The organism is Cellulosimicrobium funkei (assembly GCF_004519295.1).
Taxonomy (GTDB): Bacteria; Actinomycetota; Actinomycetes; order Actinomycetales; family Cellulomonadaceae; genus Cellulosimicrobium; species Cellulosimicrobium funkei.
Map to the genome: position 1 here is coordinate 1 of NZ_SOZH01000010.1, position 24,016 is coordinate 24,016.

General features: G+C 74.9%; 23 protein-coding genes. 13 read left to right on the forward strand and 10 right to left on the reverse strand.

What is annotated here, in order from left to right; genetic code table 11:
* Nucleotides 1–235: 235 nt before the first annotated feature.
* A complete protein-coding gene (locus tag E1O70_RS16100) occupies nt 236–2,053 on the reverse strand; it encodes an AMP-dependent synthetase/ligase (protein ID WP_061269476.1) in 1,818 nt (605 codons plus the stop codon).
* Nucleotides 2,054–2,160: 107 nt separating this feature from the next.
* On the opposite strand from E1O70_RS16100, the gene E1O70_RS16105 reads away from it, so the two are divergent.
* Nucleotides 2,161–2,511 carry a chorismate mutase gene (locus E1O70_RS16105; protein WP_021482739.1) on the forward strand — a complete coding sequence of 117 codons (351 nt, stop codon included), beginning with the start codon at nt 2,161–2,163 and terminating at the stop codon, nt 2,509–2,511.
* Between the two features lie 185 nt (nt 2,512–2,696).
* The gene (locus E1O70_RS16110; RefSeq protein WP_061269477.1) at nt 2,697–3,896 is read left to right on the forward strand and encodes a baeRF2 domain-containing protein; all 1,200 of its coding nucleotides are present in this window, start codon (nt 2,697–2,699) and stop codon (nt 3,894–3,896) included.
* 75 nt (nt 3,897–3,971) lie between these two features.
* Here the strand turns inward: E1O70_RS16110 and valS are convergent, their stop codons facing one another.
* Nucleotides 3,972–6,779 (reverse strand): valine--tRNA ligase, encoded by a 2,808-nt coding sequence (gene valS, locus E1O70_RS16115; RefSeq protein WP_128957528.1) that lies wholly within the window; start codon nt 6,777–6,779, stop codon nt 3,972–3,974.
* Between the two features lie 206 nt (nt 6,780–6,985).
* Here valS and E1O70_RS16120 point away from each other — a divergent pair, with 206 nt between their 5' ends.
* From E1O70_RS16120 to E1O70_RS16135, 4 genes are all read left to right on the forward strand, one after another.
* Entirely contained in the window at nt 6,986–8,914 is a 1,929-nt protein-coding gene (locus tag E1O70_RS16120) for a DUF4914 family protein (protein ID WP_061268997.1), read from the forward strand.
* 101 nt (nt 8,915–9,015) lie between these two features.
* Nucleotides 9,016–10,014, forward strand: coding sequence for a TIGR03557 family F420-dependent LLM class oxidoreductase (locus E1O70_RS16125; protein ID WP_021482522.1), 999 nt, complete (start codon nt 9,016–9,018; stop codon nt 10,012–10,014).
* Nucleotides 10,011–10,934 (forward strand): coenzyme F420-0:L-glutamate ligase, encoded by a 924-nt coding sequence (gene cofE / locus E1O70_RS16130; RefSeq protein ID WP_061268998.1) that lies wholly within the window; start codon nt 10,011–10,013, stop codon nt 10,932–10,934. The genes E1O70_RS16125 and cofE overlap by 4 nt, the downstream gene beginning before the upstream one ends.
* 66 nt (nt 10,935–11,000) lie before the next feature.
* Nucleotides 11,001–11,390 (forward strand): hypothetical protein, encoded by a 390-nt coding sequence (locus E1O70_RS16135; RefSeq protein WP_043654766.1) that lies wholly within the window; start codon nt 11,001–11,003, stop codon nt 11,388–11,390.
* 28 nt (nt 11,391–11,418) lie between these two features.
* Here E1O70_RS16135 and E1O70_RS16140 read toward each other — a convergent pair whose 3' ends face one another.
* From E1O70_RS16140 to E1O70_RS16155, 4 genes are all read right to left on the reverse strand, one after another.
* Nucleotides 11,419–11,784: a VOC family protein gene (locus E1O70_RS16140; protein WP_061268999.1), complete on the reverse strand. Its 366-nt coding sequence runs from the start codon at nt 11,782–11,784 to the stop codon at nt 11,419–11,421.
* A gap of 101 nt (nt 11,785–11,885) precedes the next feature.
* On the reverse strand, nt 11,886–13,097 hold the full coding sequence (locus E1O70_RS16145) for an AI-2E family transporter (protein ID WP_082774757.1): 1,212 nt from the start codon (nt 13,095–13,097) through the stop codon (nt 11,886–11,888).
* Between the two features lie 61 nt (nt 13,098–13,158).
* On the reverse strand, nt 13,159–13,752 hold the full coding sequence (locus E1O70_RS16150) for an HhH-GPD-type base excision DNA repair protein (protein ID WP_061269000.1): 594 nt from the start codon (nt 13,750–13,752) through the stop codon (nt 13,159–13,161).
* A 7-nt stretch (nt 13,753–13,759) separates the two neighbouring features.
* The gene (locus E1O70_RS16155) at nt 13,760–14,182 is read right to left on the reverse strand and encodes a PNPOx family protein (RefSeq protein WP_061269001.1); all 423 of its coding nucleotides are present in this window, start codon (nt 14,180–14,182) and stop codon (nt 13,760–13,762) included.
* A gap of 50 nt (nt 14,183–14,232) precedes the next feature.
* On the opposite strand from E1O70_RS16155, the gene E1O70_RS16160 reads away from it, so the two are divergent.
* Nucleotides 14,233–14,736: a metallophosphoesterase family protein gene (locus E1O70_RS16160; RefSeq protein ID WP_061269002.1), complete on the forward strand. Its 504-nt coding sequence runs from the start codon at nt 14,233–14,235 to the stop codon at nt 14,734–14,736.
* 4 nt (nt 14,737–14,740) lie between these two features.
* Here the strand turns inward: E1O70_RS16160 and E1O70_RS16165 are convergent, their stop codons facing one another.
* A complete protein-coding gene (locus E1O70_RS16165; RefSeq protein WP_240696738.1) occupies nt 14,741–15,751 on the reverse strand; it encodes an AraC family transcriptional regulator in 1,011 nt (336 codons plus the stop codon).
* A gap of 69 nt (nt 15,752–15,820) precedes the next feature.
* On the opposite strand from E1O70_RS16165, the gene E1O70_RS20180 reads away from it, so the two are divergent.
* The 4 genes from E1O70_RS20180 to E1O70_RS16185 all read left to right on the forward strand — a co-directional run bounded on the left by E1O70_RS20180 (nt 15,821) and on the right by E1O70_RS16185 (nt 18,159).
* Nucleotides 15,821–16,756 carry a Rossmann-fold NAD(P)-binding domain-containing protein gene (locus E1O70_RS20180; protein WP_240696739.1) on the forward strand — a complete coding sequence of 312 codons (936 nt, stop codon included), beginning with the start codon at nt 15,821–15,823 and terminating at the stop codon, nt 16,754–16,756.
* Complete coding sequence (locus tag E1O70_RS16175) at nt 16,753–17,220, forward strand: anthrone oxygenase family protein (protein WP_061269012.1); 468 nt, start codon at nt 16,753–16,755, stop codon at nt 17,218–17,220. The genes E1O70_RS20180 and E1O70_RS16175 overlap by 4 nt, the downstream gene beginning before the upstream one ends.
* Nucleotides 17,221–17,287: 67 nt before the next feature.
* Complete coding sequence (locus tag E1O70_RS16180) at nt 17,288–17,731, forward strand: CoA-binding protein (protein ID WP_174526033.1); 444 nt, start codon at nt 17,288–17,290, stop codon at nt 17,729–17,731.
* Nucleotides 17,732–17,733: 2 nt separating this feature from the next.
* Nucleotides 17,734–18,159 carry a TIGR03667 family PPOX class F420-dependent oxidoreductase gene (locus E1O70_RS16185; protein ID WP_076406409.1) on the forward strand — a complete coding sequence of 142 codons (426 nt, stop codon included), beginning with the start codon at nt 17,734–17,736 and terminating at the stop codon, nt 18,157–18,159.
* A 7-nt stretch (nt 18,160–18,166) separates the two neighbouring features.
* On the opposite strand, the gene E1O70_RS16190 is transcribed toward E1O70_RS16185, so the two are convergent.
* Genes E1O70_RS16190 through E1O70_RS16200 form a run of 3 tightly spaced genes read right to left on the reverse strand, consistent with a single transcriptional unit; the run spans nt 18,167 to nt 21,131 of the window.
* Nucleotides 18,167–19,009 carry a putative F420-0 ABC transporter ATP-binding protein gene (locus E1O70_RS16190; RefSeq protein WP_441545325.1) on the reverse strand — a complete coding sequence of 281 codons (843 nt, stop codon included), beginning with the start codon at nt 19,007–19,009 and terminating at the stop codon, nt 18,167–18,169.
* Nucleotides 18,985–20,079: a putative F420-0 ABC transporter permease subunit gene (locus tag E1O70_RS16195; protein ID WP_174526034.1), complete on the reverse strand. Its 1,095-nt coding sequence runs from the start codon at nt 20,077–20,079 to the stop codon at nt 18,985–18,987. The genes E1O70_RS16190 and E1O70_RS16195 overlap by 25 nt, the downstream gene beginning before the upstream one ends.
* A complete protein-coding gene (locus E1O70_RS16200; protein ID WP_061269003.1) occupies nt 20,076–21,131 on the reverse strand; it encodes a putative F420-0 ABC transporter substrate-binding protein in 1,056 nt (351 codons plus the stop codon). The genes E1O70_RS16195 and E1O70_RS16200 overlap by 4 nt, the downstream gene beginning before the upstream one ends.
* Before the next feature lie 196 nt (nt 21,132–21,327).
* Here E1O70_RS16200 and E1O70_RS16205 point away from each other — a divergent pair, with 196 nt between their 5' ends.
* Both E1O70_RS16205 and E1O70_RS16210 read left to right on the forward strand, forming a co-directional pair.
* Entirely contained in the window at nt 21,328–22,167 is an 840-nt protein-coding gene (locus E1O70_RS16205; protein WP_061269016.1) for an SDR family oxidoreductase, read from the forward strand.
* An 88-nt stretch (nt 22,168–22,255) separates the two neighbouring features.
* On the forward strand, nt 22,256–23,824 hold the full coding sequence (locus E1O70_RS16210; RefSeq protein WP_061269004.1) for a molybdopterin-dependent oxidoreductase: 1,569 nt from the start codon (nt 22,256–22,258) through the stop codon (nt 23,822–23,824).
* Nucleotides 23,825–24,016 lie beyond the last annotated feature (192 nt).

Consider the following 24,016-nt stretch of genomic DNA (forward strand, 5'->3'; position numbering starts at 1 on the left):
CGGGTCGTGATCACGCGTGAGGTCGTGCTGGACAACGTCAATCCCACGATCGTGCCGCGCACCACGACCGCGCGCGCACGCACCCCGCGCGAGAAGTCCGCCTGACCCCGACGACCGTCGACCAGGCGATGTAGCTCGGCCGAGCAGGTGGTCCTGGTCCGTCGGGTCACCCGGACGCACCAGGACCTCCTGCTCGACCCGTGCCGGAGGCCGTGACGGGGCCGGGGGTGGGTCGTCAGGCGTCGGCGCCGACCTTCGAGCCGTAGAGCGTGTCGATCGTGTCGGCGAAGTCGTCGATGACCAGGCGGCGCTTCACCTTGAGCGACGGCGTGAGGTAGCCGTTCTGCTCGGTGAAGTCCGTCGTGAGCACGGTGATCTTGCGGATCGACTCGGCCCGGGAGACGGCCTCGTTGGCGTGCGCGACGGCGCGGTCGAGCGCGGCGAGCACGTCGGCGTCGTGCGCGGCCGTCTCGACGTCCATCGGACGCAGGCCGTGCGTGGCCAGCCAGCCAGGCAGCATCTCGGCGTCGAGCGTGACGAGGGCGCCGATGAAGGGGCGCTGGTCGCCCACGACGACGACCTGGCTCACGAGCGGGTGCGCGCGCAGCCGGTCCTCGAGCACGGCCGGCGCGACGTTCTTGCCGCCGGCGGTCACGATGATCTCCTTCTTGCGGCCGGTGATGCGCAGGTAGCCGTCGTCGTCGAACGCGCCGAGGTCGCCGGTGCGGAACCAGCCGTCCTGGAGCGCCTCGGCGGTGAGCTCGGGCTGGTTGCGGTAGCCGCGGAAGATGTGGTCGCCCTTGACGAGGAGCTCGCCGTCCGCGTCGATGCGCAGGGACGTGCCGGGGAACGCGGGCCCGACCGTCCCGATCTTCGTCAGGCCGGGCAGGTTCACGGCAGTGGGGGCCGTGGTCTCGGTGAGGCCGTAGCCCTCGAGGATGCGCAGCCCGACCCCGCGGTAGAAGTGGCCCAGCCGCTCGCCGAGCGGCGCGCCGCCGGAGATGGAGTACGTGAGCCGGCCGCCCATGGCGGCGCGCAGCGTCGAGTAGACGAGCCGGTCCGCGACGGCGTGCTGGAGGCGCAGCCCGAGCGCGGGGCCGCCCGGCGTGTCGAGCTCCCGGGACCAGGTGATGGCGACCTTGGCCGCCCAGTGGAAGATCTTGCGCTTGGCGCCGGTCCCGGTCTTCTGCTCGGCGGTGTTGTAGACCTTCTCGAACACGCGCGGCACGGCGAGCAGGAACGTCGGGTGGAACGAGCCGAGGTCCGCGACGAGGTTCTTCGTGTCCCAGGAGTGCGCGAGGACCGCGTTCGACGCGACGACGACGACCTGGATGAACCGGGCGAACACGTGCGCGAGCGGCAGGAACAGCAGGGTGCGTGCGCCGTCGGCGTCGAGGATCTCGGCGAGGCCGGCCCGGCCGTTGAGCGCGAGGTGCACGAAGTTGCGGTGGGTGAGCTCGACGCCCTTGGGGCGCCCGGTCGACCCGGACGTGTAGATGACCGTCGCGAGGTCGTCGACGCGCTGCGCGGCCCGATGGCGCTCGACCTCCGCGGCCGGGACGTCGGCCCCGGCGGCGCGCAGGGCGTCGACGGCGCCGTCCTCGACGACGAGGACGTCCTCCAGGCCGGGCAGGCGGTCGCGCACGGTCGCGACCTCGGCCGCGTGGGCCGCCGTCTCGACGACGGCGAGCCGGACGCCGGCGTCCGACAGGATCCAGTGCACCTGCTCGGCGGACGACGTCTCGTAGACGGGGACGGGTACGGCACCCACGGCCCAGGCGGCGAAGTCGAGGAGGGTCCACTCGTAGCGGGTGCGCGACATGATCGCGACGTGGTCGCCGGGCTCGATGCCGCGCGCGAGCAGGCCGCGGGCGACCGCGACGACGTCGTCCTCGAACTCCTGCGCGGTGACGCGCTCCCACGGACCGTCGGCGGTGGTGCGGCGCTCGACGAGCGTCGCCCGGGGGTCGCGCGCGACACGGTCGGTGAGGAGGGTGCTGATGGTCGCCGTGGGGGAGACCTCGACGAGGCTCGGCGACGTGTGTTCCGTCATGAAACTCTCCGCTGAGTGGGACGGTAGGGAGGGACGGCGAGCCACTTTACTCCGTACTCCGAGTATCGAGTTCCTCGACGCCCGACGGGCACCCCTAGGATCGGTGGGTGACGAACGACCCCGGGCAGCCCGCCGTCCCCGACGAGATCCTCCGCCTGCGCGACAGCATCGACAACATCGACGCGGCGCTCATGCACCTGCTCGCGGAGCGGTTCAAGTTCACGCGCCGCGTGGGCGAGCTCAAGGCGCAGGGCGGGCTCCCGCCCGCGGACCCGGACCGGGACCGCCAGCAGATCGCCCGGCTCACGGGCATCGCGAGCTCCGCCGGTCTCGACCCGGAGTTCGCCGAGCAGTTCCGCGCGTTCATCGTCCACGAGGTCATCCGCCACCACGAGCGCATCGCCGCCGAGCACGCCGCCTCGGGCGAGGGGACCCCGGTCCTCGACACCTACTCCTGACGGCCCGGCAGCGGGCCGGGCGGGGGTCCGGAGGCCGGCGCGAGGCGCCTCCCGGCCCCGACGCGCGGTGGCGACCCCCGTCGATCTGACGGACCCTGGTGGGGACCCAGGGCGGGCCCCCGGCGTCGGCACCGCCGCGTCGGGCGGCCCTCCCGCCACGCCGACGGACGTCATGAGGTGTTCGCATGAAGATCGATTGGCTCAAGCCCCTCCTCGGCCATCCTGGCCCCTTCGCGACGGTGTACATCGACGCGACGCGCGCCAACGAGGCCGGGGACCGCGAGGTCGAGAACCGCTGGAAGGGAGTGCGGCGCCAGCTGCACCAGGAGGGCGCGCCGGACGCGGTCCTCGACGACCTCGAGGAGGTGGTGCTGCGGCCGACGCGGGTGGGTGGCACCCACGGGCGCGTGCTGATCGCCGACGACACGGGCGTGCTCGTCGACCGGGTCGTCAAGGACCCGCCGGCGCTCACGAAGGGCTCCTGGGGGCCCGTGCCCGCGCTGCTGCAGGCGGCCCGCGCGGCGGACGAGTCGGTCGACTACGTGCGCGTCGTCGTCGACCGGCAGGGCGCGGACCTCACGTGGTCCGTCGCAGGCGGCCACCTGCCCTACTCGGAGCCGGAGACGGTCGAGGGCGGCCACGACGTCATCAACAAGGTCCGCACGGGCGGGCTCTCGCACAAGCGCATCGAGTCCCGCGCGGAGGACTCCTGGGAGCGCAACGCCGAGGCGGTCGCCGCGGAGCTGGAGCGCCAGGCGGCCGAGTACCGGCCCGAGCTCTTGCTGCTCACCGGTGACGTGCGTGCCGTGCCGCTCGTGCGGGGCGCGCTCGGGCACGCGATCTCCGAGCTCGTGGTCGAGGTCCCGGGCGGCGGCCGGGGCGCGGGGATCAACGAGGCCTCGTTCGAGGCGAACGTGGCCGACGCGCTCGACAGCTACCGGGAGCGTCGCCGCGAGAAGGTCCTCGCCGAGTTCCGCCAGGAGCAGGGCCGTGAGTCGGGGGCGGTGACGTCCGTGGAGGACGTCGTCGCGGTGCTCGCGCGCGGCCAGGTCAAGGAGCTCGTGCTGGCCGACGAGTACGGGCAGGACGGCGCGCTCGACGGACGCTCGCTGTGGATCGGGCCCAGCCCGCTGCACATCGCGGCGACCCGCGAGGAGATCGAGTCGCTCGGCGTGACCGACGGCCTGGAGAAGCTGCCCGCCACGGTCGCGCTCGTGCGGGCCGCCGTCGGGCAGGACGCCGGGCTGACGTTCGCGCCGGAGGGAAGCGTCGAGCTCATCGAGGGCGTGGGCGCGACGCTCCGCTGGGCGGACGAGGGGACGCCGCGCGAGGTCGCGGCGACGATGTCCGGCGACGACTCGCGGCTGCGCGGCGAGATCATCTAGGCCCACCGTCACCGACGACGACGCCCTCCCCGGCCGCGGCCGGGGAGGGCGTCGTCGTGCTGTCGTCGTGCGGGGTCAGCCCTTCTTGCGGGCCTCTGGCTCGCCGAGCTCGGAGGAGACGACGACGATCCCGCCCTGGACGGCCGGGTCGCCCTGGCCCTCGGCCGCCGCGACGAGGTCGAGCGTGCCGGTGACGCGCCCGCCGTTGCGGACGTCGACGACCGACGCCTCGACGCCGGGGAGCGACGCCGCCGGCACCGCGACCTGCGCCGCGAGGATCGGGGTGCGCATCGACACCTTCGCCTCCGACTTGACCTTGCGCAGCGCCGCGAGCGCGTGGCCCGCCGCGGTGAGGACGGCCGGGTCGGCGTCGTCCGCGGCCGAGCGCGCGACGTCGGGCGTGGGCCACGGCGCGCGGTGGATCGAGCCCTCCGAGGCGCGCCACCAGGACCACACCTCCTCCGTCGCGAACGGCACGAACGGGGCGAACAGGCGCAGGAGCGTGTCGAGCGCGATCGCGAGCGCGACGCGCGCGGACCGGGTCTCGGCGGAGACGTCGGAGGCCGCGGCCCCGGCACCGTACGCGCGATCCTTGACGAGCTCGAGGTAGTCGTCGCAGAACGTCCAGAAGAACGTCTCGGTGACCTCGAGCGCGCGCGTGTGGTCGTACGCCTCGAACGCCTCGGTCGCCTTCTCGACGACGGTCGCGAGGCCCGCGAGCATCGCACGGTCGAGCGTCTCGGTGACGAGCGCCGGGTCGAGGACGATCTCGCCCGTCCCGGTCTCGGCGTCGACCCCGAACGACAGCGCGAACTTCGACGCGTTGAGGATCTTGATCGCGAGGCGACGGCCGATCTTCATCTGGCCGACCTCGAACGCCGCGTCCGTGCCGAGGCGGGCCGACGCCGCCCAGTACCGCACGGCGTCCGACCCGTGCTCCTCGAGCAGGCCCATGGGCGTGACGACGTTGCCCTTGGACTTCGACATCTTCTTGCGGTCGGGGTCGAGGATCCAGCCGGAGATCGCGGCGTTCTTCCACGGCAGCGAGCCGAACTCGAGGTGCGAGCGCACGACCGTGGAGAAGAGCCACGTGCGGATGATGTCCTGGCCCTGCGGGCGCAGGTCCATGGGGAAGACGCGCTCGAACAGGTCGGGGTCGACCTCCCAGCCGCCCGCGATCTGCGGCGTGAGCGACGACGTCGCCCACGTGTCCATGATGTCGTTCTCGCCCACGAACCCGCCCGGCACGCCGCGCTGGTCCTCGGTGTACCCCGCCGGCACGTCGGACGACGGGTCGACGGGCAGCGCGTCCTCGGACGGCACGATCGGGTGGTCGTGGTCGATCTCGCCCGACTCGAGCACGGGGTACCACAGCGGGATCGCGACGCCGAAGAAGCGCTGGCGCGAGATGAGCCAGTCGCCGTTGAGGCCGCCGACCCAGTTCTCGTAGCGCACGCGCATGAAGTCGGGGTGGAACGCGAGCTCCTTGCCGCGGTTCAGCAGCTCCTGGCGCAGGTCGCGCGTCGTGCCGTCGGCCGTCGTCCAGTCGCGGCCGCCGTTGCGGATGTACCACTGGCGCGACGTGACGATCTCGAGGGGCTTGTCGCCCTTCTCGAAGAAGTTCGCCTTGCGCTGGGTCGGCACGGGCTCGCCGTCGAGGTCGCCCGCGTCGCGCAGCGCGTCGACGACGACCTGGCGCGCGGAGAACGTCGTCTTGCCCGCGACCTCGGCGAACACGCCCTGGCCGGCGTGCGAGGTGATCCAGTCCGGCGTCTCGCGCACGATCCGGCCGTCGCGCGTGATGATCGAGCGCGTCGGGAGCTGCAGCTCGCGCCACCACTGCACGTCGGTGAGGTCGCCGAACGTGCAGCACATCGCGATGCCCGCGCCCTTGTCGCGCTCGGCGGCGGGGTGGGCGAGGACGGGCAGCTCGACGTCGAACAGCGGCGAGCGCACCGAGGTGCCGAACAGGTGCTGGTACCGCTCGTCGTCGGGGTGCGCGACGAGCGCCACGCACGCCGCGAGCAGCTCGGGGCGCGTGGTCTCGATGAGGACGGGTGCGCCGTCGTCCGGGGTGCCCGGCGCGACGCGGTGGAACGCGACCTTGTGGAAGTGGCCCGGGTAGTCGCGTGCCTCGAGCTCGGCCTGCGCGACGGCGGTCTGGAACGTCACGTCCCACAGGCCGGGGGCCTCGGCCTGGTACGCCTCGCCGCGCGCGAGGTTGCGCAGGAACGCACGCTGCGCCGCGGTGCGGGACCGCGCGTCGATCGTCTGGTAGTGCTGCGCCCAGTCGACCGAGAGCCCGAGCCGGCGCCACAGCGCCTCGAACTGCTTCTCGTCCTCGGCCGTGAGCCGCTCGCACAGCTCGATGAAGTTGCGGCGGCTCACCGGCACCTGGTCGGCGGCCTTGACGGACTTGCCCTCGCCGCCCTCGTGCGGGGGCTCGAAGCCCTCGACGTAGGGGAGCGTGGGGTCGCAGCGGACGCCGTAGTAGTTCTGGACGCGCCGCTCGGTGGGCAGGCCGTTGTCGTCCCAGCCCATGGGGTAGAACACCTCGAGGCCGCGCATGCGCTGGAACCGCGCGACGACGTCGGTGTGCGTGTAGGAGAACACGTGGCCCACGTGCAGCGAGCCCGAGACGGTCGGCGGCGGGGTGTCGATGGAGAAGACCTGCTCGCGGGTCTTCGAGCGGTCGAACGCGTACGTCCCCTGCTCGGCCCAGCGCGCGTCGTAGGTGTCCTCGAGCCCGTCGAGGCTCACCCGGTCGGGTACTCCCGCGACCACCGCGCGGACGACGTCACCGGCTACGTGCCCGGCGGAGGAGGTCGTTGCTGCAGCGGGTTCGGCCGCGCCCGTCGGCGCGTTCGTCGGGAAGTCGCTCATGGTCGCCCATTCTCCCAGATCCCGGGGCCGTGCCGGACGCCGTCTCGGCGTCCGGCGGGCGTCGAGACGGCCGTCCGCGGCGTGCGGACCGAGACGGGCCGAAGGTCCCTGGGTCGAATGGTCATCGAGTCGTAATCTGCACGCAAAGCGGCAGGTGCTCGTGGGCGCACCTCGACCCGATCCCCGCGCCGACCCCTGGAGCACCCATGACCGCCACAACCACCGACCGCACGCGCGCCGACGGGGCGATCCCGCCCGGCGTCGTCCTGCCGCCCGCCCTCGCCGCCGCGCTCGCGGCGTGCCCGCGCCTCGTCGTCCCGGCGTCGCGCGAGGAGCTCTACCGCCTCGCGCTCGGGCCCGACGGCGGCCCGCGGTTCGCCGTCGAGTACGACGCCGGGGGCGAGCGCGTCGTCGAGGCGGAGGTCGTGCGGTGCCGCAACGGGATCGCGGTGAACTACCCCGAGGACTACATGCGCCGCCGGGACCCGGACTGCATGCGGATCGCCGACGACCTGCCGACCGACAAGCCGCGCTACCGGGACGTCTTCGGTGCGGAGTTCGGCCCGGTCAAGGACGAGACGCTCGCGTGGCTCGCCGCGCAGGAGCTCGTCGTCGTGCCGTTCCGCGCCGGCGGGCGCACGCACGGCTACCCGTCGCTCGCCGTCTGCCCCGTCAACGCGGCGTTCTTCGCGCTCGCCCTCGTCGACCTCCAGGGCTGGGCCACGTTCGACGAGCTCGGCCCGTTCGCGCCGCGCTCGATCCTCTACGTCGCGCCTCCGCTGCGCCACACCCGGTTCGACGGGCGCCAGGTCGTCGTGCACGACCGCTCCGAGACGCTCCACGAGGTGTTCGCCTACAACCTCTACCCCGGGCCGAGCGCCAAGAAGGGCGTGTTCTCGGTCCTGCTCGACGTCGGCGAGCGGGAGGGCTGGGTCACCGCGCACGCGTCGTCGGTCCGGGTCACCACGCCGTACGAGAACGAGACCGTGATCATGCACGAGGGCGCCTCGGGTGGCGGCAAGTCGGAGATGTGCCAGGACCTGCGCCGCCAGGAGGACGGCAGGATCCTGCTCGGCACGAACGTCGTCACGCGCGAGCCGTACGTCATCACGCTGGGGGAGACGAGCGCGCTCGCCCCGGTCACCGACGACATGACCCTGTGCCACTCCGCGCTCCAGACCGGCGACGGCCGCCTCGTGGTGACCGACGCCGAGGAGGGCTGGTTCGTGCGCGTCGACAACCTCACCGGGTACGGGCAGGACGCGCACCTCGAGCGCGCGTGCATCCACCCCGACGTGCCGCTCGTGTTCTTCAACATCGACGGCGTCCCCGACGCGACCGTGCTGCCCTGGGAGCACTCGCTCGACGCCGACGGCCGGCGGTGCCCCAACCCGCGCGTCGTGGTGCCGCGGCACCTGCTCACCGACGTCGCCGGGCCGGCCGAGGTCGACGTGCGCACGTTCGGCGCCCGCATGCCGGCCTGCACGCGCGACCACCCCACCTACGGGATCATGGGCATGACCCACGTGGTGCCCGCGGCGCTCGCCTGGATCTGGCGGCTCGTCGCGCCGCGCGGCGACAAGAACCCGTCGATCGGCGAGTCCCGCACGGCGACGGAGGCGCTCGCCCACGGCGGCATGGTCGCCGAGGGCGTCGGGTCGTACTGGCCGTTCGCGACGGGTACGAAGGTCGCGGCGGCGAACCTCCTCCTGCGCCAGCTCGTGGAGACGGACCGGACGCGCTACGTGCTCACCCCCAACCAGCACATCGGCGCCTACCGGGTGGACTTCGCGGCCGAGTGGCTCACGCGCGAGTACCTCGCGCGCCGCGGCGGGGGACGGCTGCGGCCGGACGAGCTCACGCCCGCCCGCTGCCCGCTGTTCGGCTACACGCTCACGGAGATGAAGATCGACGGCCAGCTCGTGCGCCCGACCTTCCTGCGGCCCGAGCTGCAGTCCCAGGTGGGGGTCGAGGCCTACGACGCCGGGGCGCGGATCATCACCGACTTCTTCGCGAGCGAGCTCCGGCAGTTCCTCACGGACGACCTCGACCCGCTGGGTCGGCGGATCATCGAGGTCTGCCTGCGCGGCGGCTCGGTCGAGGAGTACGCGGACCTGACGCCGCTGTACGTCTGACGCGCCCGGTCCGGTCCTCTTCCCGCGAGGACCGGACCGGTGCAGGTCGGGCGCCGGCGCCCTCTCGCCCAGGACGGTGCGCGGAGGGTTAAGGTCGGCCCATGGGTCTGACGATCGGCTACGCCGCCATGCTCGAGCAGTTCCACCCGACCGAGGCCGTCGCGCTCTCGGCCTACGCGGAGGAGCACGGCTTCTCCGGGACCATGGCGGCCGACCACTTCCAGCCGTGGGTCCCGGCGCAGGGCGAGTCGTCGTTCGTGTGGAACGTGCTCACGGCGCTCGGCGAGCGGACCCGGGGCGACCTGGGCCCCGGGGTCACCGCGCCGACGTTCCGCTGGCACCCCGCGATGGTCGCCCAGGCGTCGGCGACGCTCGCCGCGATGTACCCCGGCCGGCACTGGCTCGGGCTCGGCTCCGGGGAGGCGCTCAACGAGCACGTCGTCGCGGGCTACTGGCCCGAGGCGCCCGAGCGCATCAACCGCATGTTCGAGGCGATCGACGTCATCAAGAAGCTGTTCCAGTCCGGGCTCGACAACAAGGACGTCAAGCACTCCGGGCAGTTCTACAAGATGGAGTCCACGCGGCTGTGGACCATGCCCGAGGTCGCCCCCGAGATCCTCGTCGCGACCGCCGGCCCCGTGACCGCGAAGCGCGCGGGCCGCCACGCCGACGGCCTCATCACCGTGGGAGCGCCGCTCGAGAAGATCTCCATGCTGTTCGGCAAGTTCGACGACGGCGTGCGCGAGTCCGGCCGCGACCCCGAGGCGATGCCCAAGGTGCTCCAGCTCCACCTCTCCTGGGCCGCGACCGACGAGGAGGCGCTCGCGAACGCGATGACCGAGTGGCCGAACGGCGGCATGAAGTTCCCCAAGGCGGACATCCGCTCGCCGCACGACTTCGAGCAGATGGCCAAGCTCGTGCGCCCGGAGGACTTCGAGGGTCGCATGGTCATCTCCGCCGACCCGGACGAGCACCGCGCGTACATCCAGAAGTTCGTCGACCTCGGGTTCGACCGCATCTACCTGCACAACGTGGGCCGCAACCAGCGCGAGTGGATCGAGGTCTTCGGCCGCGAGGTGCTCCCGAAGCTCACGCGATGAGCGAGCACGACACCGCACCCGGCGGGCCCGACGGCGGCGCGGGCCCCGACCGGTCCGCGCGCCTCACGGTGTGGGCGCCCGAGGGCCTCGGCGAGGTCCGTCCGGGCGACGACCTCGCCGCGCTCGTGGGCGACCTGCTCGCGAGCGAGGCGCTCGCGGAGGGCGACGTCGTCGTCGTGACGAGCAAGGTCGTCTCGAAGGCCGAGGGTCGCGTCGTGGCCGCGGCGGACCGCGAGCAGGCGATCACGGACGAGACGGTGCGCGTGGTCGCGACGCGCGAGCGTCCCGGGCAGCCGCCGCTGCGCATCGTCGAGAACCGGCTCGGCCTCGTCATGGCCGCGGCGGGCGTCGACGCGTCGAACACCCCGGAGGGCACGGTCCTGCTGCTCCCGCTCGACCCCGACGCCTCCGCGCGGGGGCTGCGGGGCGCGCTCCGCGAGCGGTTCGGCCTCGACCGGCTGGGCGTCGTCGTGACGGACACCTCCGGCCGGGCGTGGCGCGACGGCCTCGTCGACATCGGCATCGGGGCCGCCGGGGTCGTCGTCGCGGAGGACCTGCGCGGCGGCGTGGACTCCCACGGGCGGCCGCTGTCGGTCACCGTGACCGCCGTCGTCGACGAGGTGGCGGCCGCGAGCGAGCTCGTGCGCGGCAAGGCGGCGGGGCGGCCCGTCGCCGTGGTGCGCGGGCTCGGGCGGTACGTCGGGAGCGAGGACGGTCCGGGCGCCCGCGTGCTCGTGCGCGGCTCGGGCGACGACCTGTTCCGCGAGGGCAGCGCCGAGGCGTACGCCCGCGGGCAGGCCGACGCCCGCCGCGACCAGGAGGGCGACGCCGCGCGGGAGGCCGCGTACGCCGACGGCTACCGCGCCGGGTTCGCCGAGGGGTACCGCGAGGGCTCCGGGAACGAGCCGGTCGCGGACTGAGGCGGGGTGCTTCCGCGGCGGCGAAACCCCTGGCGCGCGCCCCGTCGTCGTCGCTAGCCTGCCCGGATGCTCCCCTCCGACTGGATCGCGCACCGCCGCCCCGACGACCGCGAGCACGTGGGCTGGATCCGTCCCGAGGGCGACGCCTGGGTGGCCGTGTCGCTGCTCGGGCACGAGCTCACCGGACCGGTCGACTGGCTCGAGGCCGAGGAGGCGCTCGACGCGAGCAGCCTCGCGTGGCTCGCCGACGTCTGGATGCTCGAGCAGGACGACGCGCCGCCGCTGCGGGTCCGGCTCGTCGAGGTCACGCCGGACGGCGTCGTCGTGCAGACGGACGACTTCGGGGCGATCGACGTCCCCGTCGAGCGCTACGACCTCCCGTGGCCGCCCCCGCCCACGCTGCGACCGCGCCGGCCCGACGACCCGGACGGCCGCGTCCTGTCGTCCCGACCCTGACGGCCGTGCGGCTGCGCGCCGCGCGCGGTCAGCCCGCGTCCGTCGTGCCTTCGTAGAGGCCGATCTGGTTCCCGTCGGCGTCCTCGAACGCGGCCCACCACGAGGTGGGGCTGATCTGCGACTTCTCCAGCACGACGCGCCCGCCGAGCTCACGGACCTTGGCGAGCGTCTCCTCGATGGAGTCGACCTCGACGTAGCTGCGCGGGCTTGTGAAGCCCTCGGAACGTGGGGCGAGGCCGCCGCCGCTGATCTTGTTCGGGGCCTGCCACATGGGGTAGCCCTCGAAGCCGGGAACCTCCGCGATCTGCCAGCCGAAGAGCTCGCCGTAGAACTGCGTGGCCCTGCCGTTGTCGCTCACCGGGATGTCGATGTGCGTGATGTCTCCGTGCGCCATGGTTCCTCCCCGTGCCGGTGACGGGCGGACACCCGCCGAGCACCAGCCTAGGGACGGCGGTGCCGCGCGCACCAGGGCCCGGCCGGACCGTGCGACCGGGGTCAGCGCTCGTCCGGCGCCGGGGAGCGCTCGACGGCGGAACCCTCAGGCTCCACCTGAGGGTCGGCCTCGGGGTCCGCGGGCTCCGACGGAGCGGCGTCGTCCCCGTCCGGTACGGCGTCGGCGGCGGGAAGGGAGTCCGTGCCGCGCAGGTCCTCGGCGGGCCGCGGCGCGTCGTCGCCGGAGAGCCACCGCAGCCAGCCCGAGCCCGGGTCGGGCTCCAGCACGAGCGCCCGGACGAGCAGCGTGAGCGGGATCGCGAGGATCGCCCCGAGCGGCCCGATGACGAACGTCCAGAAGACGACGGACACGAAGCTCAACGTGAGGCTGAGGTTCACCGCGTCGGCGACGAACTTCGGCTGGACGAGCACCTGGAGCACGACGTTCACCACGCAGTAGACCGCGACGACGGCGAGCGCGAGCTGCCAGCCCCCGACCACGAACGCCATGACGACGGGCGGCACGAGCCCCAGGACGAAGCCGATGTTCGGGATGAAGTTCGTGACGAACGCGAGGATCGCCCACACGGTCGGGGCCGGGACCGACAGGAGCCACAGGGCGACGCCGTCGATCACGGCGACGACCGCGCCGAACGACGCGTTGACCACGAAGTAGCGCCGCACCCCGCCGCTGAACCGGGTCGCCCGGTCGACCGTCGCGGCGCGCTCGGCGCCGAACACCGAGCCGGCGGTGGAGTACCGCGCGGCGTCGGCGGCCATGAAGATCGCGTAGGCGAGCACGAAGAAGAACGCGGTCGCGATGCCCAGGGCCATGCCGGACACGTTGCCCGCGAGGCTGACGACGCGTCCCGGGTCGAGCCACGACGTGGCCGCCTCGGCGATGTCCGTGTCGATGCCGACCGCGGCGAGCTGGTCCACCACGTCGTCGACCGCGCGCACGAGGGCGGGGAGATACTCGCGGACGAGATCCACGAACCGGACGCCCGCGAACGCGAGCATAGCGACGAGCGCCGCGAGGATGAGGTACGCGACCGTGACGACGGCGGACGTCGCGGCCCACCGCGGCCAGCCCCGACGCTCCAGGGGGAAGCGCACGGGGTGGCAGATGATGACGATGACCGCCGCGAGGAACATCGGGGCGAGGACCTCGCGGGCGGCGTGGACCCCGGCGAGGACGACGACGCCGGCGGCGAGGGCCAGGAGCGTGCGCGTGGCGGGAGGGAGCCCCGGGGCGGGAGGCGTCGTCGTGGTCACGCGCCGACGATAACCGCCGGGGTGCGTCGCGCACCCGGGCGTCCGCGCGCGGCGCGGCGGGTCAGCCCTTCGCGGCCTTGGCGGCGGCCTTCTGGGCCTTCTTGAACGTGCGCACCTCGGCGAGCGACTCGGGGCTCGTGACGTCGGCGATGGACCGGCGGGAGCCCTCGTCCCCGTAGTGGCCGGCGGCCTCGCGCCACCCCGCGGGCCGCACGCCCCGCTGCTTGCCCAGGAGCGCGAGGAAGATGCGCGCCTTCTGGTCGCCGAACCCGGGCAGCGCCCGCAGGCGCGCGAGCACCTCCTCGCCCGTCGGCTCGCCGTCCGCGCCCGGCGCGGTCCAGATCCGGGTCGCGTCGCTGTCGTACTCGTCGACGACGACGCGCGCGAGCTCCTGCACCCGGCCGGCCATCGAACGCCCGTAGCGGTGGATCGCGGGCGGCGTCGTGGCGAGCGTGACGAACGCGTCGGGGTCGGTGTCCGCGACGGTGCGCGGGTCGATCGAGCCGAGGCGGTCGCGGATCTTGCGGGGCCCGGCGAACGCGTGCTCCATCGGGTACTGCTGGTCGAGCAGCATCCCCACGAGGAGCGCGAACGCGTCGTCGCTGAGCAGCGCGTCCGCGTCGGGGTCGCCGGTGATCCAGAGCTGGTCGGTCATGCCCCCATCATGGCAGCCGGCCGCCGGGTGCCCGGCGCGGCCGTCCGGTCCGGAACTCGTCGACGCCCGCGCGCCGCAGGACCGCGCTCGTCCAGCCGGGCAGGAGCCGCAGGCCGTCCGCGCCGGTCACGCGACGCACGTCGTCGACGACGTACTCCACGCCGCGCCGCTCGAGGACGAACTCCCCGGCCGCCTCGACGTTGCGGACCCAGTCCACGTCGGGGCCGTACGTGAGGGCGAACGCGACGCGGACCGGACCGGTCGGGTCGTCGCGGTAGGCGAACGCGAAGACCGGGGTGCGGTACTCCCGCCCGCTGCGCCGCCCGACGTGGCGGACGACGGCCATCGGCCCGACGCCCGTCGCGACGCGAAGCATGACGGGGTTGAGGAAGCGCCTGTTGCTGCGGGTCACCCAGCTCGGGATCGGCATGGGCTCATCGTCACCCGGCGTGCCCCCGGACCGCGACCTATCGTGGCGGCGTGCCCACCCGACTCCTCCTGCTCAGCGACACGCACGTCCCGGTCCGCGCCCGGGCGCTGCCCGACCAAGTGTGGCGCGCGGTCGACGACGCGGACGTCGTCGTGCACGCGGGCGACTGGGTGAGCGTCGACCTGCTCGACGCGCTGGAGGCGCGCGCGTCGCGCCTCGTCGGGGTGGCGGGCAACAACGACGGCCCCGACCTGCACGCGCGCCTGCCCGAGGTGGCGCGCACCACGGTCGAGGGGCTGCGGCTCGCCGTCGTGCACGAGACGGGCGGGAAGGACGGGCGCGAGCGTCGCGCCGACGCCGCGTTCCCCGACGTGGACGTGCTCGTGTTCGGGCACAGCCACATCCCCTGGGACACCACGTCGCCGGGCGGCCTGCGCCTGCTCAACCCCGGATCGCCGACGGACCGCCGTCGGCAGCCGGTCGGGACGTTCCTCACGGCCGTCGTCGACGACGGCGCGCTGCGGGACCTCGAGCTCGTGCCCGTCGCGCGCTGAGTGCTCACGCCGCGCCGGCGCGCGCCCGGTGCACCGCCGGGCTCACGCCGCGCACGCGCTTGAACGCGGCGCTCAGCGCGAACGGCGTCGCGTACCCGACGGCGCGCGCGACCGCGGCGAGCGTCGCGTCCGGCTCGAGGAGGAGGTCGGCGGCCAGGTCGAGCCGCCAGCCGGTGAGGTAGCCCATGGGCGGCTCGCCGACGAGCGCCGTGAAGCGGCGCGAGAACGCCGCCCGCGACAGCCCCACCTCCCGCGCGAGCGCGTCGAGGGTCCAGGCGCGCGCCGGGTCGTGGTGGATGAGCCGGAGCGCGGCCCCGACGACGGGGTCGGCGTCGGCGCGGTACCAGCCCGGCGCGTCGTCGCGCGAGAGCCACGTGCGCAGGCACGAGATGAGGAGGAGGTCGAGGAGGCGGTCGAGCACCGCCTCCTGGCCGGGGAGGTCCTGCACGACCTCCCGGGCGAGCATCTCGACGAGCGTCCCGTCCACGTCCCCGCGGCGCAGGACCACGCGCTGGGGCAGGACGCGCAGCACCCGACGCCCGACCTCGCCGTCGAGCGGGTACGTGCCCGTGACGATGACGGTCTCGCCGTCCGGGTCGTTGCCCCACGACCGCACGCCGAGCACGGTCATGGGGGAGGGGCCGCCGTCGACCGCTCGGCACATGTCGGACGCCGGGCCGACGACGACCTGGGGCGCCGTGGTCGGCGCGTCGGCGACGACGTAGTGGTCCGGGCCGCGCAGGAGCACGACGTCGCCCGCAGCGACGTGCTCGCCCGGGTCGGACGACGTGCCCCCGGCCCCGGGGCCGACCCACCCGGACCCGCGCAGGACGGGGACGATCGTCAGCGGCGCCTCGTCCTCGATGCATGCCCCACGGCGCGCGCAGGTGGCTCCGCAGGAGGAAGGCCCCGCGGGCGCGCGGCCCGTCGAGCAGCCCGGCGACGACGTCCATCGCGCCAGCGTACGCCGGGGCGCGGCGAGACGATCGCGTATGCGCGCGAGCCGGTCGGCCATGGAACGTCTCGCGGCGCGGCGGTTGGGTGGGACTCGTACCGCTCCACCACTCGCACCTCGGGAGACACCATGCCTGCCTCGACCCCGCCCACCGCCGCCCCGTCGGCGGCGCCCGCCCGCACGTCGGCGCCGACCGCCGCACCGGCACCTGCGCCCGGGACCGTGCTCGTGCTCGGCGCGACCGGCAAGACCGGCCGCCGCGTCGCGGACCGGCTCGACGCGGCCGGCGTCCCCGTGCGCCGGGCGTCGCGCTCCGGCGACGTGCGCTTCGACTGGGACGACGACGCGACGTGGGAGCCCGCGCTCGCGGGCGCCGCGGCCGTGTACGTCGCGTACGCGCCCGACCTGGCGGTCCCCGGGGCCCCGGAGACCGTGGCCCGCCTCGCGGCCCGCGCGCACGACGCCGGCGCGCGCCGCCTCGTGCTGCTCTCGGGACGCGGCGAGGAGGAGGCGCAGCGCGCGGAGGAGCTCGTCGGCGCGGCGTTCCCGGCGCGCACGGTCGTGCGGTGCGCGTTCTTCGACCAGAACTTCAGCGAGAGCTTCCTCCTCGGGCCCGTGCTCGACGGCGTCCTCGCGCTCCCGGTCGACGACGTCGCGGAGCCGTTCGTCGACCTCGAGGACGTGGCCGACGTCGCGGTCGCGGCCCTCACGGACGATGCCCTCGCGGGGCGCGTCCTCGAGCTCACCGGGCCGCGTGCGCTGACGTTCCACGAAGCGGTCGCGGAGATCGCCGCCGCGAGCGGGCGCGACGTCCGCTACGAGCCCGTCCCCATGGAGGCGTTCGTCGCGGGCCTCGCTGCGGCCGGGCTGCCCGACGACGTCGTCGACCTCATGCGGTACCTCTTCACGGAGGTGCTCGACGGGCGCGGGACCCCCGTGGCCGACGGCGTCCGCGCCGCGCTCGGCCGCGAGCCGCGGGACTTCCACGAGTACGCGGCGCGCGAGGCGGGCGCGTGGGTCGCGGGCACCGGCGCCGGCACACGCACGGTGGAGACCGCGCCGTGACCGCGTTCGCGACCCTCGTCGTGGCGGCCGCCGTCGCGACGGGGCTCGCGGGCGGGGTGCTCTTCGCGTTCTCGACGTTCGTGATGGGCGGGCTGCGCCGCCTCCCGCCGCGCGAGGGTGGCGCCGCGATGGTCGCGATCAACCGCGACGCGCTCCGGCCGCCGCTCCTGCTCCTGCTCGTCGCGAGCGTCCTGCTCCCCGCGGCGGCGGCCGTCGTCGGGCTCGTCGGCGGGGACTCCGGGGCGGGGCGGGCGCTCGCGGGCGCGGTCGTCGCGGTCGTCGGGATCCTCGGCGTGACGGCCGTGGGCAACGTCCCGCTCAATGAGCGGCTCGACGCCGCGGCCCGCGAGGGCGACCTGGCGGCGGCGTGGACGGCGTTCCTCCCGCGCTGGCTCGCGTGGAACCACGTGCGCACGGTGGCCGGCGCGGCGTCGAGTGCGCTGCTCGCCCTCGCGCTGGTCTGAGGTGCGCGGGTGCCCGCGCCGGGTCCCGCCGCGGAATAGCCGCGGCCGGGACCCGGTTGCGCACGACATGAACGACGTCACAGCGGCCGTGCCGGCCGACGAGCAGGACACCGTCCGTCGGGTCCTGGAGGGCACCGAGACCTGGGCCGTCGTCGGCCTGTCGAACAACACCGCGCGCGCCGCGTACGGGGTCGCGCGCGTGCTGCAGCAGCACGGCAAGCGGGTCGTGCCCGTGCACCCGTCGGCGGAGACCGTCCACGGCGAGCAGGGGTACGCGAGCCTCGCGGACGTCCCGTTCCCCGTCGACGTCGTCGACGTGTTCGTGCGGTCCGAGCTCGCGGGCGACGTGGCCGACCAGGCGATCGCGATCGGCGCGAAGGCGGTGTGGTTCCAGCTCGACGTGATCGACGAGGACGCCGCGCGGCGCGTGCGCGACGCGGGCCTCGACATGGTCATGGACCGCTGCCCCGCGATCGAGCTGCCGCGCCTCGCCGCGGCCGAGGAGGCCTGACCGTGCCCGCGGTCGACACCACGACGCGCCTCGGCTCACGCGCTGCGGCGCGGCTCGCCGACGAGCAGGTCGTGTGGCTCGTCACGGTGGACCCGCACGGCACGCCGCAGCCGACGCCGGTCTGGTTCCGCTGGGACGGTGCCGACGAGATCGTCGTGAAGTCCCAGCCGCGCACGGCCAAGCTGCGCAACGTCCGCGCGAACCCCCGCGTCGCGGTGCACCTCAACAGCACCCCGTCGGGCGGCGACGTCGTCGTGCTCACCGGCACGGCGTCGGTCGACGACGACGGTCTCTCGGCCGCGGAGCGCGCGGCGTACGACGCGAAGTACGACGACGGCATCCGCGGCCTCGGCACGACGCCCGACGGCTTCCACGACGACTACGCCGTGACGCTGCGCGTGCGCCTCGAACGGCTGCGCGGATTCTGAAGTTTCCTCAGGCCGGGGGCTCGAACGTCAGCACCGGCCTGCCGGTGCGGGGGTGCGTGAGCACCTCGCACCGCACGCCGTAGACCGGGTCCAGCACGTCGGGCACGAGCACGTCGTGGACGTCGCCCGCCGCCACGACGCGGCCGTCCGCCAGCACGACGACGTGGTCGCACGTCTGGGCCGCGAGGTTGAGGTCGTGGAGCGCGGCGAGCACGGTGACGCCGTCGTCCGCGAGGTCGCGCAGGACGCGCATCGTGTCGAGCTGCGCGGCGATGTCGAGGTGGTTGGTCGGCTCGTCGAGCAGCAGGAGCGCGGGCTCCTGCGCGAGGGCGCGCGCGAGGTGCACGCGCTGGCGCTCGCCGCCGGAGAGCGTCGCGACCTCACGGTCCGCGAACCCCGCCATCCCGACGCGGGCGAGCGCCGCCCGGGCGAGGTCGCGGTCGGTCGCGGAGTCGCCCGCGAGGAGCGAGCGGTGCGGGATGCGGCCGAGCAGCACGGCGTCGAGCACGGAGAGCGGGAGGTCGGTCGTCGCGTCCTGCTCGACGAGCGCGAGCACCCGCGCCCGCTGCCGGCGCGGCAGCGCGAGCAGGTCGGCGCCGTCGAACCGCACGCGGGCGCCGTCCCGGCCCGGGTCCGCCGCCGGCGCCCGGACGCCCGCGAGCACGCGCAGGAGCGTGGACTTCCCGGAGCCGTTCGGGCCGAGCAGCCCGCTCACCGCACCCGGAGGCGCGGTGCAGTCGACGCCGTCGAGGACGAGGCGACCGTCGACCGACCACGACACGCGCTCCGCGTCGAGCCCGGTCGTGCCCACGACGGCGGGGGCGCTCACGCGGTCCTCCGTCCGCGCCACAGCAGCAGGGCGAACACCGGGGCGCCGATCGCGGCGGTGACGATGCCGACGGGCAGCTCGCGCGGCGCGAAGACCGTGCGCGCGAGCGTGTCGGCCCAGACGAGGAACGTCGCGCCGAACAGCGCGGAGAGCGGGAGGAGCAGGCGGTGCCGCGCGCCGGTGAGGAGCCGGACCGCGTGCGGCAGGATCAGGCCGACGAACCCGATGGACCCCGACTGGGACACGAGCGCGCCGGTGAGCAGCGCGACGCCCACGAGAAGCGTCCAGCGCACGCGCGCGACGTCGACCCCGAGCGCGGAGGCCGCGGTGTCGCCGAAGGTGAAGGCGTCGAGCACCGAGCCGGTCGACGCGAGCAGCGTCCCGAGCACGAGCGTCGCGCCGCCCGCGACCGCGACGGAGGTCCACGTCGCGCCCGCGACGGACCCCATGAGCCACGACAGGATCTCGCGGTACGAGTCGCCGGTCGCGGACCAGAAGATGACGAAGCTCGTCGCGGCCGCCGCGAGCTGGCTCACCGCGAGCCCGGCGAGCACGGTCCGCGTGGGCGTGAGCGCGCCGAGCGCGCCCGCGAGCCCGAGCGCGGCGACGAGTGCGAGCACCGCGCCGCCGAAGGCCGCGACGGGGAGCAGGACCGTCCAGCCCGCGACCAGCACGAGCACCGCGCCGAGCGACGCGCCGGACGACAGCCCGAGCAGGTACGGGTCGGCGAGCGGGTTGCGCGTGAGCGACTGCATGACGACGCCGCACACGGCGAGACCGGCCCCCACGGCCGCGGCGGTGAGCACGCGGGGGAGCCGCAGCTGCCACACCATGCCGTCCTGCAGGGCACCGAGCGGCTCCAGGCCCAGCAGCCCGCCGAGCCCGAGGTGCGTCGCGACCGAGCGCCACACCTCGCCGACGGCGAGGTCGGCCGGCCCGATCGTCACCGTGACGAGCACCGTCGCGACGAGCGCGACGACGCCGGCCGGCACCCACCAGGCCGCGCCGCGCCGCGCACGACCGGCCGGACCGGTGCCGTCCGGGCGACGGTCGGCCACGGCGGGCGCGGGGCGGGTGCGCAGGGTCGTCACAGGTCGAGCGCCTCCAGCTGCGCGGCGAGGTCGACGACGGCGTCGACGTTGCGCACGCCCGCCTCGGTCGCCGGGAACGGGATCGTCAGGTAGCGGCCCTCGCGGACGGCCGTCATCTCGGCCGTGGCCGGGTTGGACTCGAGCCGCTCGATCTTCGCCTCGGCGGTGTTCCAGGCGGCGTCGACGAGGACGAGCACGTCCGGGTCGGCGGCGACCGCCTCCTCCCACGCGTACGACGTCCAGGTGTCGTGCACGTCGCCCGCGACGTTCTCGAGCCCGACGGCGTCCATGATCATCTGCGGCGCGCCGATGCCCGCCCCGACGTACGGGATGTCGTCGCCCGACGAGTACCACAGGGCGGTCAGGCCGCGGTCGTCGCGGACGACGCCGTCGAGCGTCGCGCGCTGCTCCGCGACGAGGTCCGCCGCGGCGTCCTGCGCGTCGAAGATCGTGCCGACCTCGGTGATCTCGGCGAACACGTCGTCGAACGTCAGCGGGTCCGGCATGTACTCCGGCGCCTTGCACGCGGCGGGGGAGACGTAGGTCGCGACGCCGAGCTGCGCGAGGGTCTCGCGGTCGCCGGCGCCGTCGGCCGTGAGGTTGGACTCCCAGCCCGCGTAGACGAGGTCGGGCTCGGTCTCCAGGACCGCCTCGGCACCCGGGACCTGGTCCGAGAGCGGCTCCACGACGGCGGGGACGTCCGCGGCGGTGTCGGCCAGCGAGTCGGGCACCGGTCCGTCGGCGAACGCGCTCGCGACGATCCGGTCGCCGAGCCCGAGGGCCAGGAGCATCTCCGTGGTGCTCGACTTGATCGTCACGACGCGCTCGGGCGCGGCGTCGAACGTCACCTCGAACCCGCAGTCGTCGAGCGTGAGCGGGTACGCGGTGCTCCCGGGCGTGCTCGACGACGTCGCGCCGCCCGCAGAGGTCGGGTCGCCCCCGGGCGTCGTGCCGGACGAGCAGGCGGCGAGCGCGAGGGCGAGCGCCGCCGCGCCGACGGCGGCGCGGACGGATCGGCGAGAGGCAGGGGACGGCGTGGGACGCGAGGGCACGGAGCTGCTCCGGGGGCGAGACGGGGAGAGAGCCGGACGGCGGTCCCCGGGCGGGGACGCGGGCTCTCCAGGGTCGGACGCGCCATCTCGCGTCGGGCGGACCCGCGACCCAAGGACGAGGTCGCTCCGGCGAACGATCGAGGGGTTCGCGGTCCGTCGTCCAGCCTACACACGCGACCGTGACAGAGTGTGCGTCGTGACCGAGCCGTCGAACCCACCCGCCCCCGACCCTGCGACCTCGCCCCTGCGCGCCGTGGTGACCGGCGCGTCGTCGGGCATCGGGGAGGCGTGCGTACGGTTCCTGCGCGCCCGGGGCTGGGACGTCGTGGCGTTCGCGCGCCGCGCGGACCGGCTCGCCGAGGTCGCGGAGCGCACGGGCGCCCACCCCGTGGTGGGCGACGTGACCTCCGACGACGACGTCGCGCGCCTCGTCGCCGAGGCGGGCGCCCGCGGGCCCGTGCACGCGCTGCTCAACATCGCGGGCTTCGGCCTCGGCGTCGACCCCGTCGACGAGGCGAAGATCGACGAGTGGCGCGCGATGTACGAGACGAACGTGCTCGGCACCGTGCGCGTGACCCAGGCCTTCCTGCCGCTCCTGCGCACGTCGCGCCGCGGCGACATCGTGCTCATGACGTCGACCGCGGGCCACGACACGTACGTCGGCGGCTCCGGCTACGTCGCGTCCAAGCACGCGCTGCTCGGCGTCGCGAAGACGCTCCGCCTCGAGCTCGTGGGCGAGCCGATCCGCGTCATCGAGATCGCGCCGGGCCTCGTGCACACGCCCGAGTTCTCGCTCAACCGCTACCACGGGGACCAGGCCGGGGCCGACGCCGTCTACGCGGGCGTCGTGGACCCGCTCACCGCCGACGACGTCGCCGACGTCGTGACGTTCGCCGTCACGCGCCCGCACCACGTGAACATCGACTCGCTGATCCTGCGGCCCGTCGCGCAGGCCTCGACGTACTCCCTGTGGCGCGCGCCGCTCGTCCCGAAGGGCGTGGAGCCCGCGCGCGACGCCGACGCGTCCGCCCGCTGACCGGGACCCGTCCGGGAGCAGAGCCGCTCCGAACCGACGATGGCGCCCGGGGCCGGCCCGGCGTCTACTGGACCACGGGAGGACGCGCATGACGGGGCAGCGGCAGGCAGCCGGGCACGCGGGCGGACGGGCGGCGCTCGCGGGCGTCGTCGCGGCGGCCGTCGGGTTCGCCGTGGCCGAGCTCGCCGCGGCCGTCGTCGCGCCCGGGTCGAGCCCGCTGTTCGCCGCCGGGGCGGGGGTCGTCGACGCGGTGCCGGGGCCCCTCAAGGACTGGGCCGTCGCGACCTTCGGCACCGCGGACAAGGCGGTGCTGCTCGGGGTCATGGGCGTCGTGCTCGCCGCGGGCGCGGCCCTCAGCGGCTGGCTCGAGCTGCGCCGTCCGCCGTCCGGCGCGCTGCTCCTCGCCGCCGTCGGGGCGGTCGGGGCGGTCGTCGCCGCCTCCCGGCCGGGCGGGGACGTGGCCTGGGCGCTGCCGAGCCTGGTCGGCGTGGGGGTCGCCGTGCTGCTGCTGCGCGCGACGCTCCGGACGCTGCGCGGCCCTGCCGCGCCCTCCGGCTCCGACGACGCGGCGACGACGTCCGGCGGGCTCGACCGCCGCCGGTTCCTCCTCGTCACGGGACTGGCCGCGGCGGCGGGCGTCGTCGCGCTCGCGACGTCGCGCGCGGTGTCCGCCGGCTCGCGAGCCGTGACGGCCGCGCGCGACGCGCTGCGGCTGCCCGCCCCCGCGACCCCGGCCCCCGCCGTGCCCGCCGGGGCGGACCTGCGCGTCCCCGGGCTCGCGCCGTACGTCACCCCGAACGCGGACTTCTACCGCATCGACACGGCGCTGCGCGTGCCGCAGGTGGACCCGGCGTCGTGGACGCTGCGCGTCTCGGGACTCGTCGACGACCCGTTCGAGATCACGCTCGACGAGCTGCTCGCGCTCCCGCTCGTCGAGCACCACCTCACGCTCACGTGCGTGTCCAACGAGGTCGGCGGGGACCTCGTGGGCAACGCGCGGTGGCTCGGGTACCCGGTGCGCGAGCTGCTCGCGCGCGCGGGAGTGCAGGACGGCGCCGACATGGTGCTCTCGACGAGCGCCGACGGGTGGACGGCGAGCACGCCGCTCGACGCCCTCACCGACCCCGACCGGGCGAGCCTGCTCGCCGTCGGGATGAACGGCGAGGCGCTGCCGGCCGAGCACGGGTTCCCCGCCCGGCTCGTCGTGCCCGGGCTGTACGGCTACGTGTCCGCGACGAAGTGGGTCACCGAGCTCAAGGTCACGACGTTCGCCGACGACGTCGCCTACTGGTCCACGCGCGGGTGGTCGGAACGGGGACCGATCAAGCTCGCGTCGCGCGTCGACACCCCGCGCGACGGCGCGGCCGTGGACGCGGGGGACGTCGTCGTCGCGGGCGTGGCGTGGGCCCAGCACACGGGCGTCGAGGGCGTCGAGGTGCGCGTGGACGACGGCCCGTGGCGCGCCGCGACGCTCGCCGCCACGGTCGGCCCGGACACGTGGCGGCAGTGGTCGTACGCGTGGGACGCGACGCCGGGGGAGCACCGGCTGACGGTCCGCGCGACCGACGCGGACGGGCGCACCCAGACGGCCGACGTCGCCCCGCCCGCGCCCGACGGCGCCTCGGGCTGGCACGAGGTCGCCGTCCGCGTCCGGTGACCGGCCCGGCCCGACGAGGGGCCAGGTGAGAGGCCCGGGTCCTGGACCGGAGGTTGTCCCGCGACGGGCGTGCTGGCACCATGTGCGGGTGACCTCCGCGCGCCCCACGAGCAGCATGCTCGTCCTCGCGCGCCCGCGGGTCCTCCCCGCCACCTGTTGTTGAGGGCTCGCGGCGCCCTGCGCAGCCTCGAC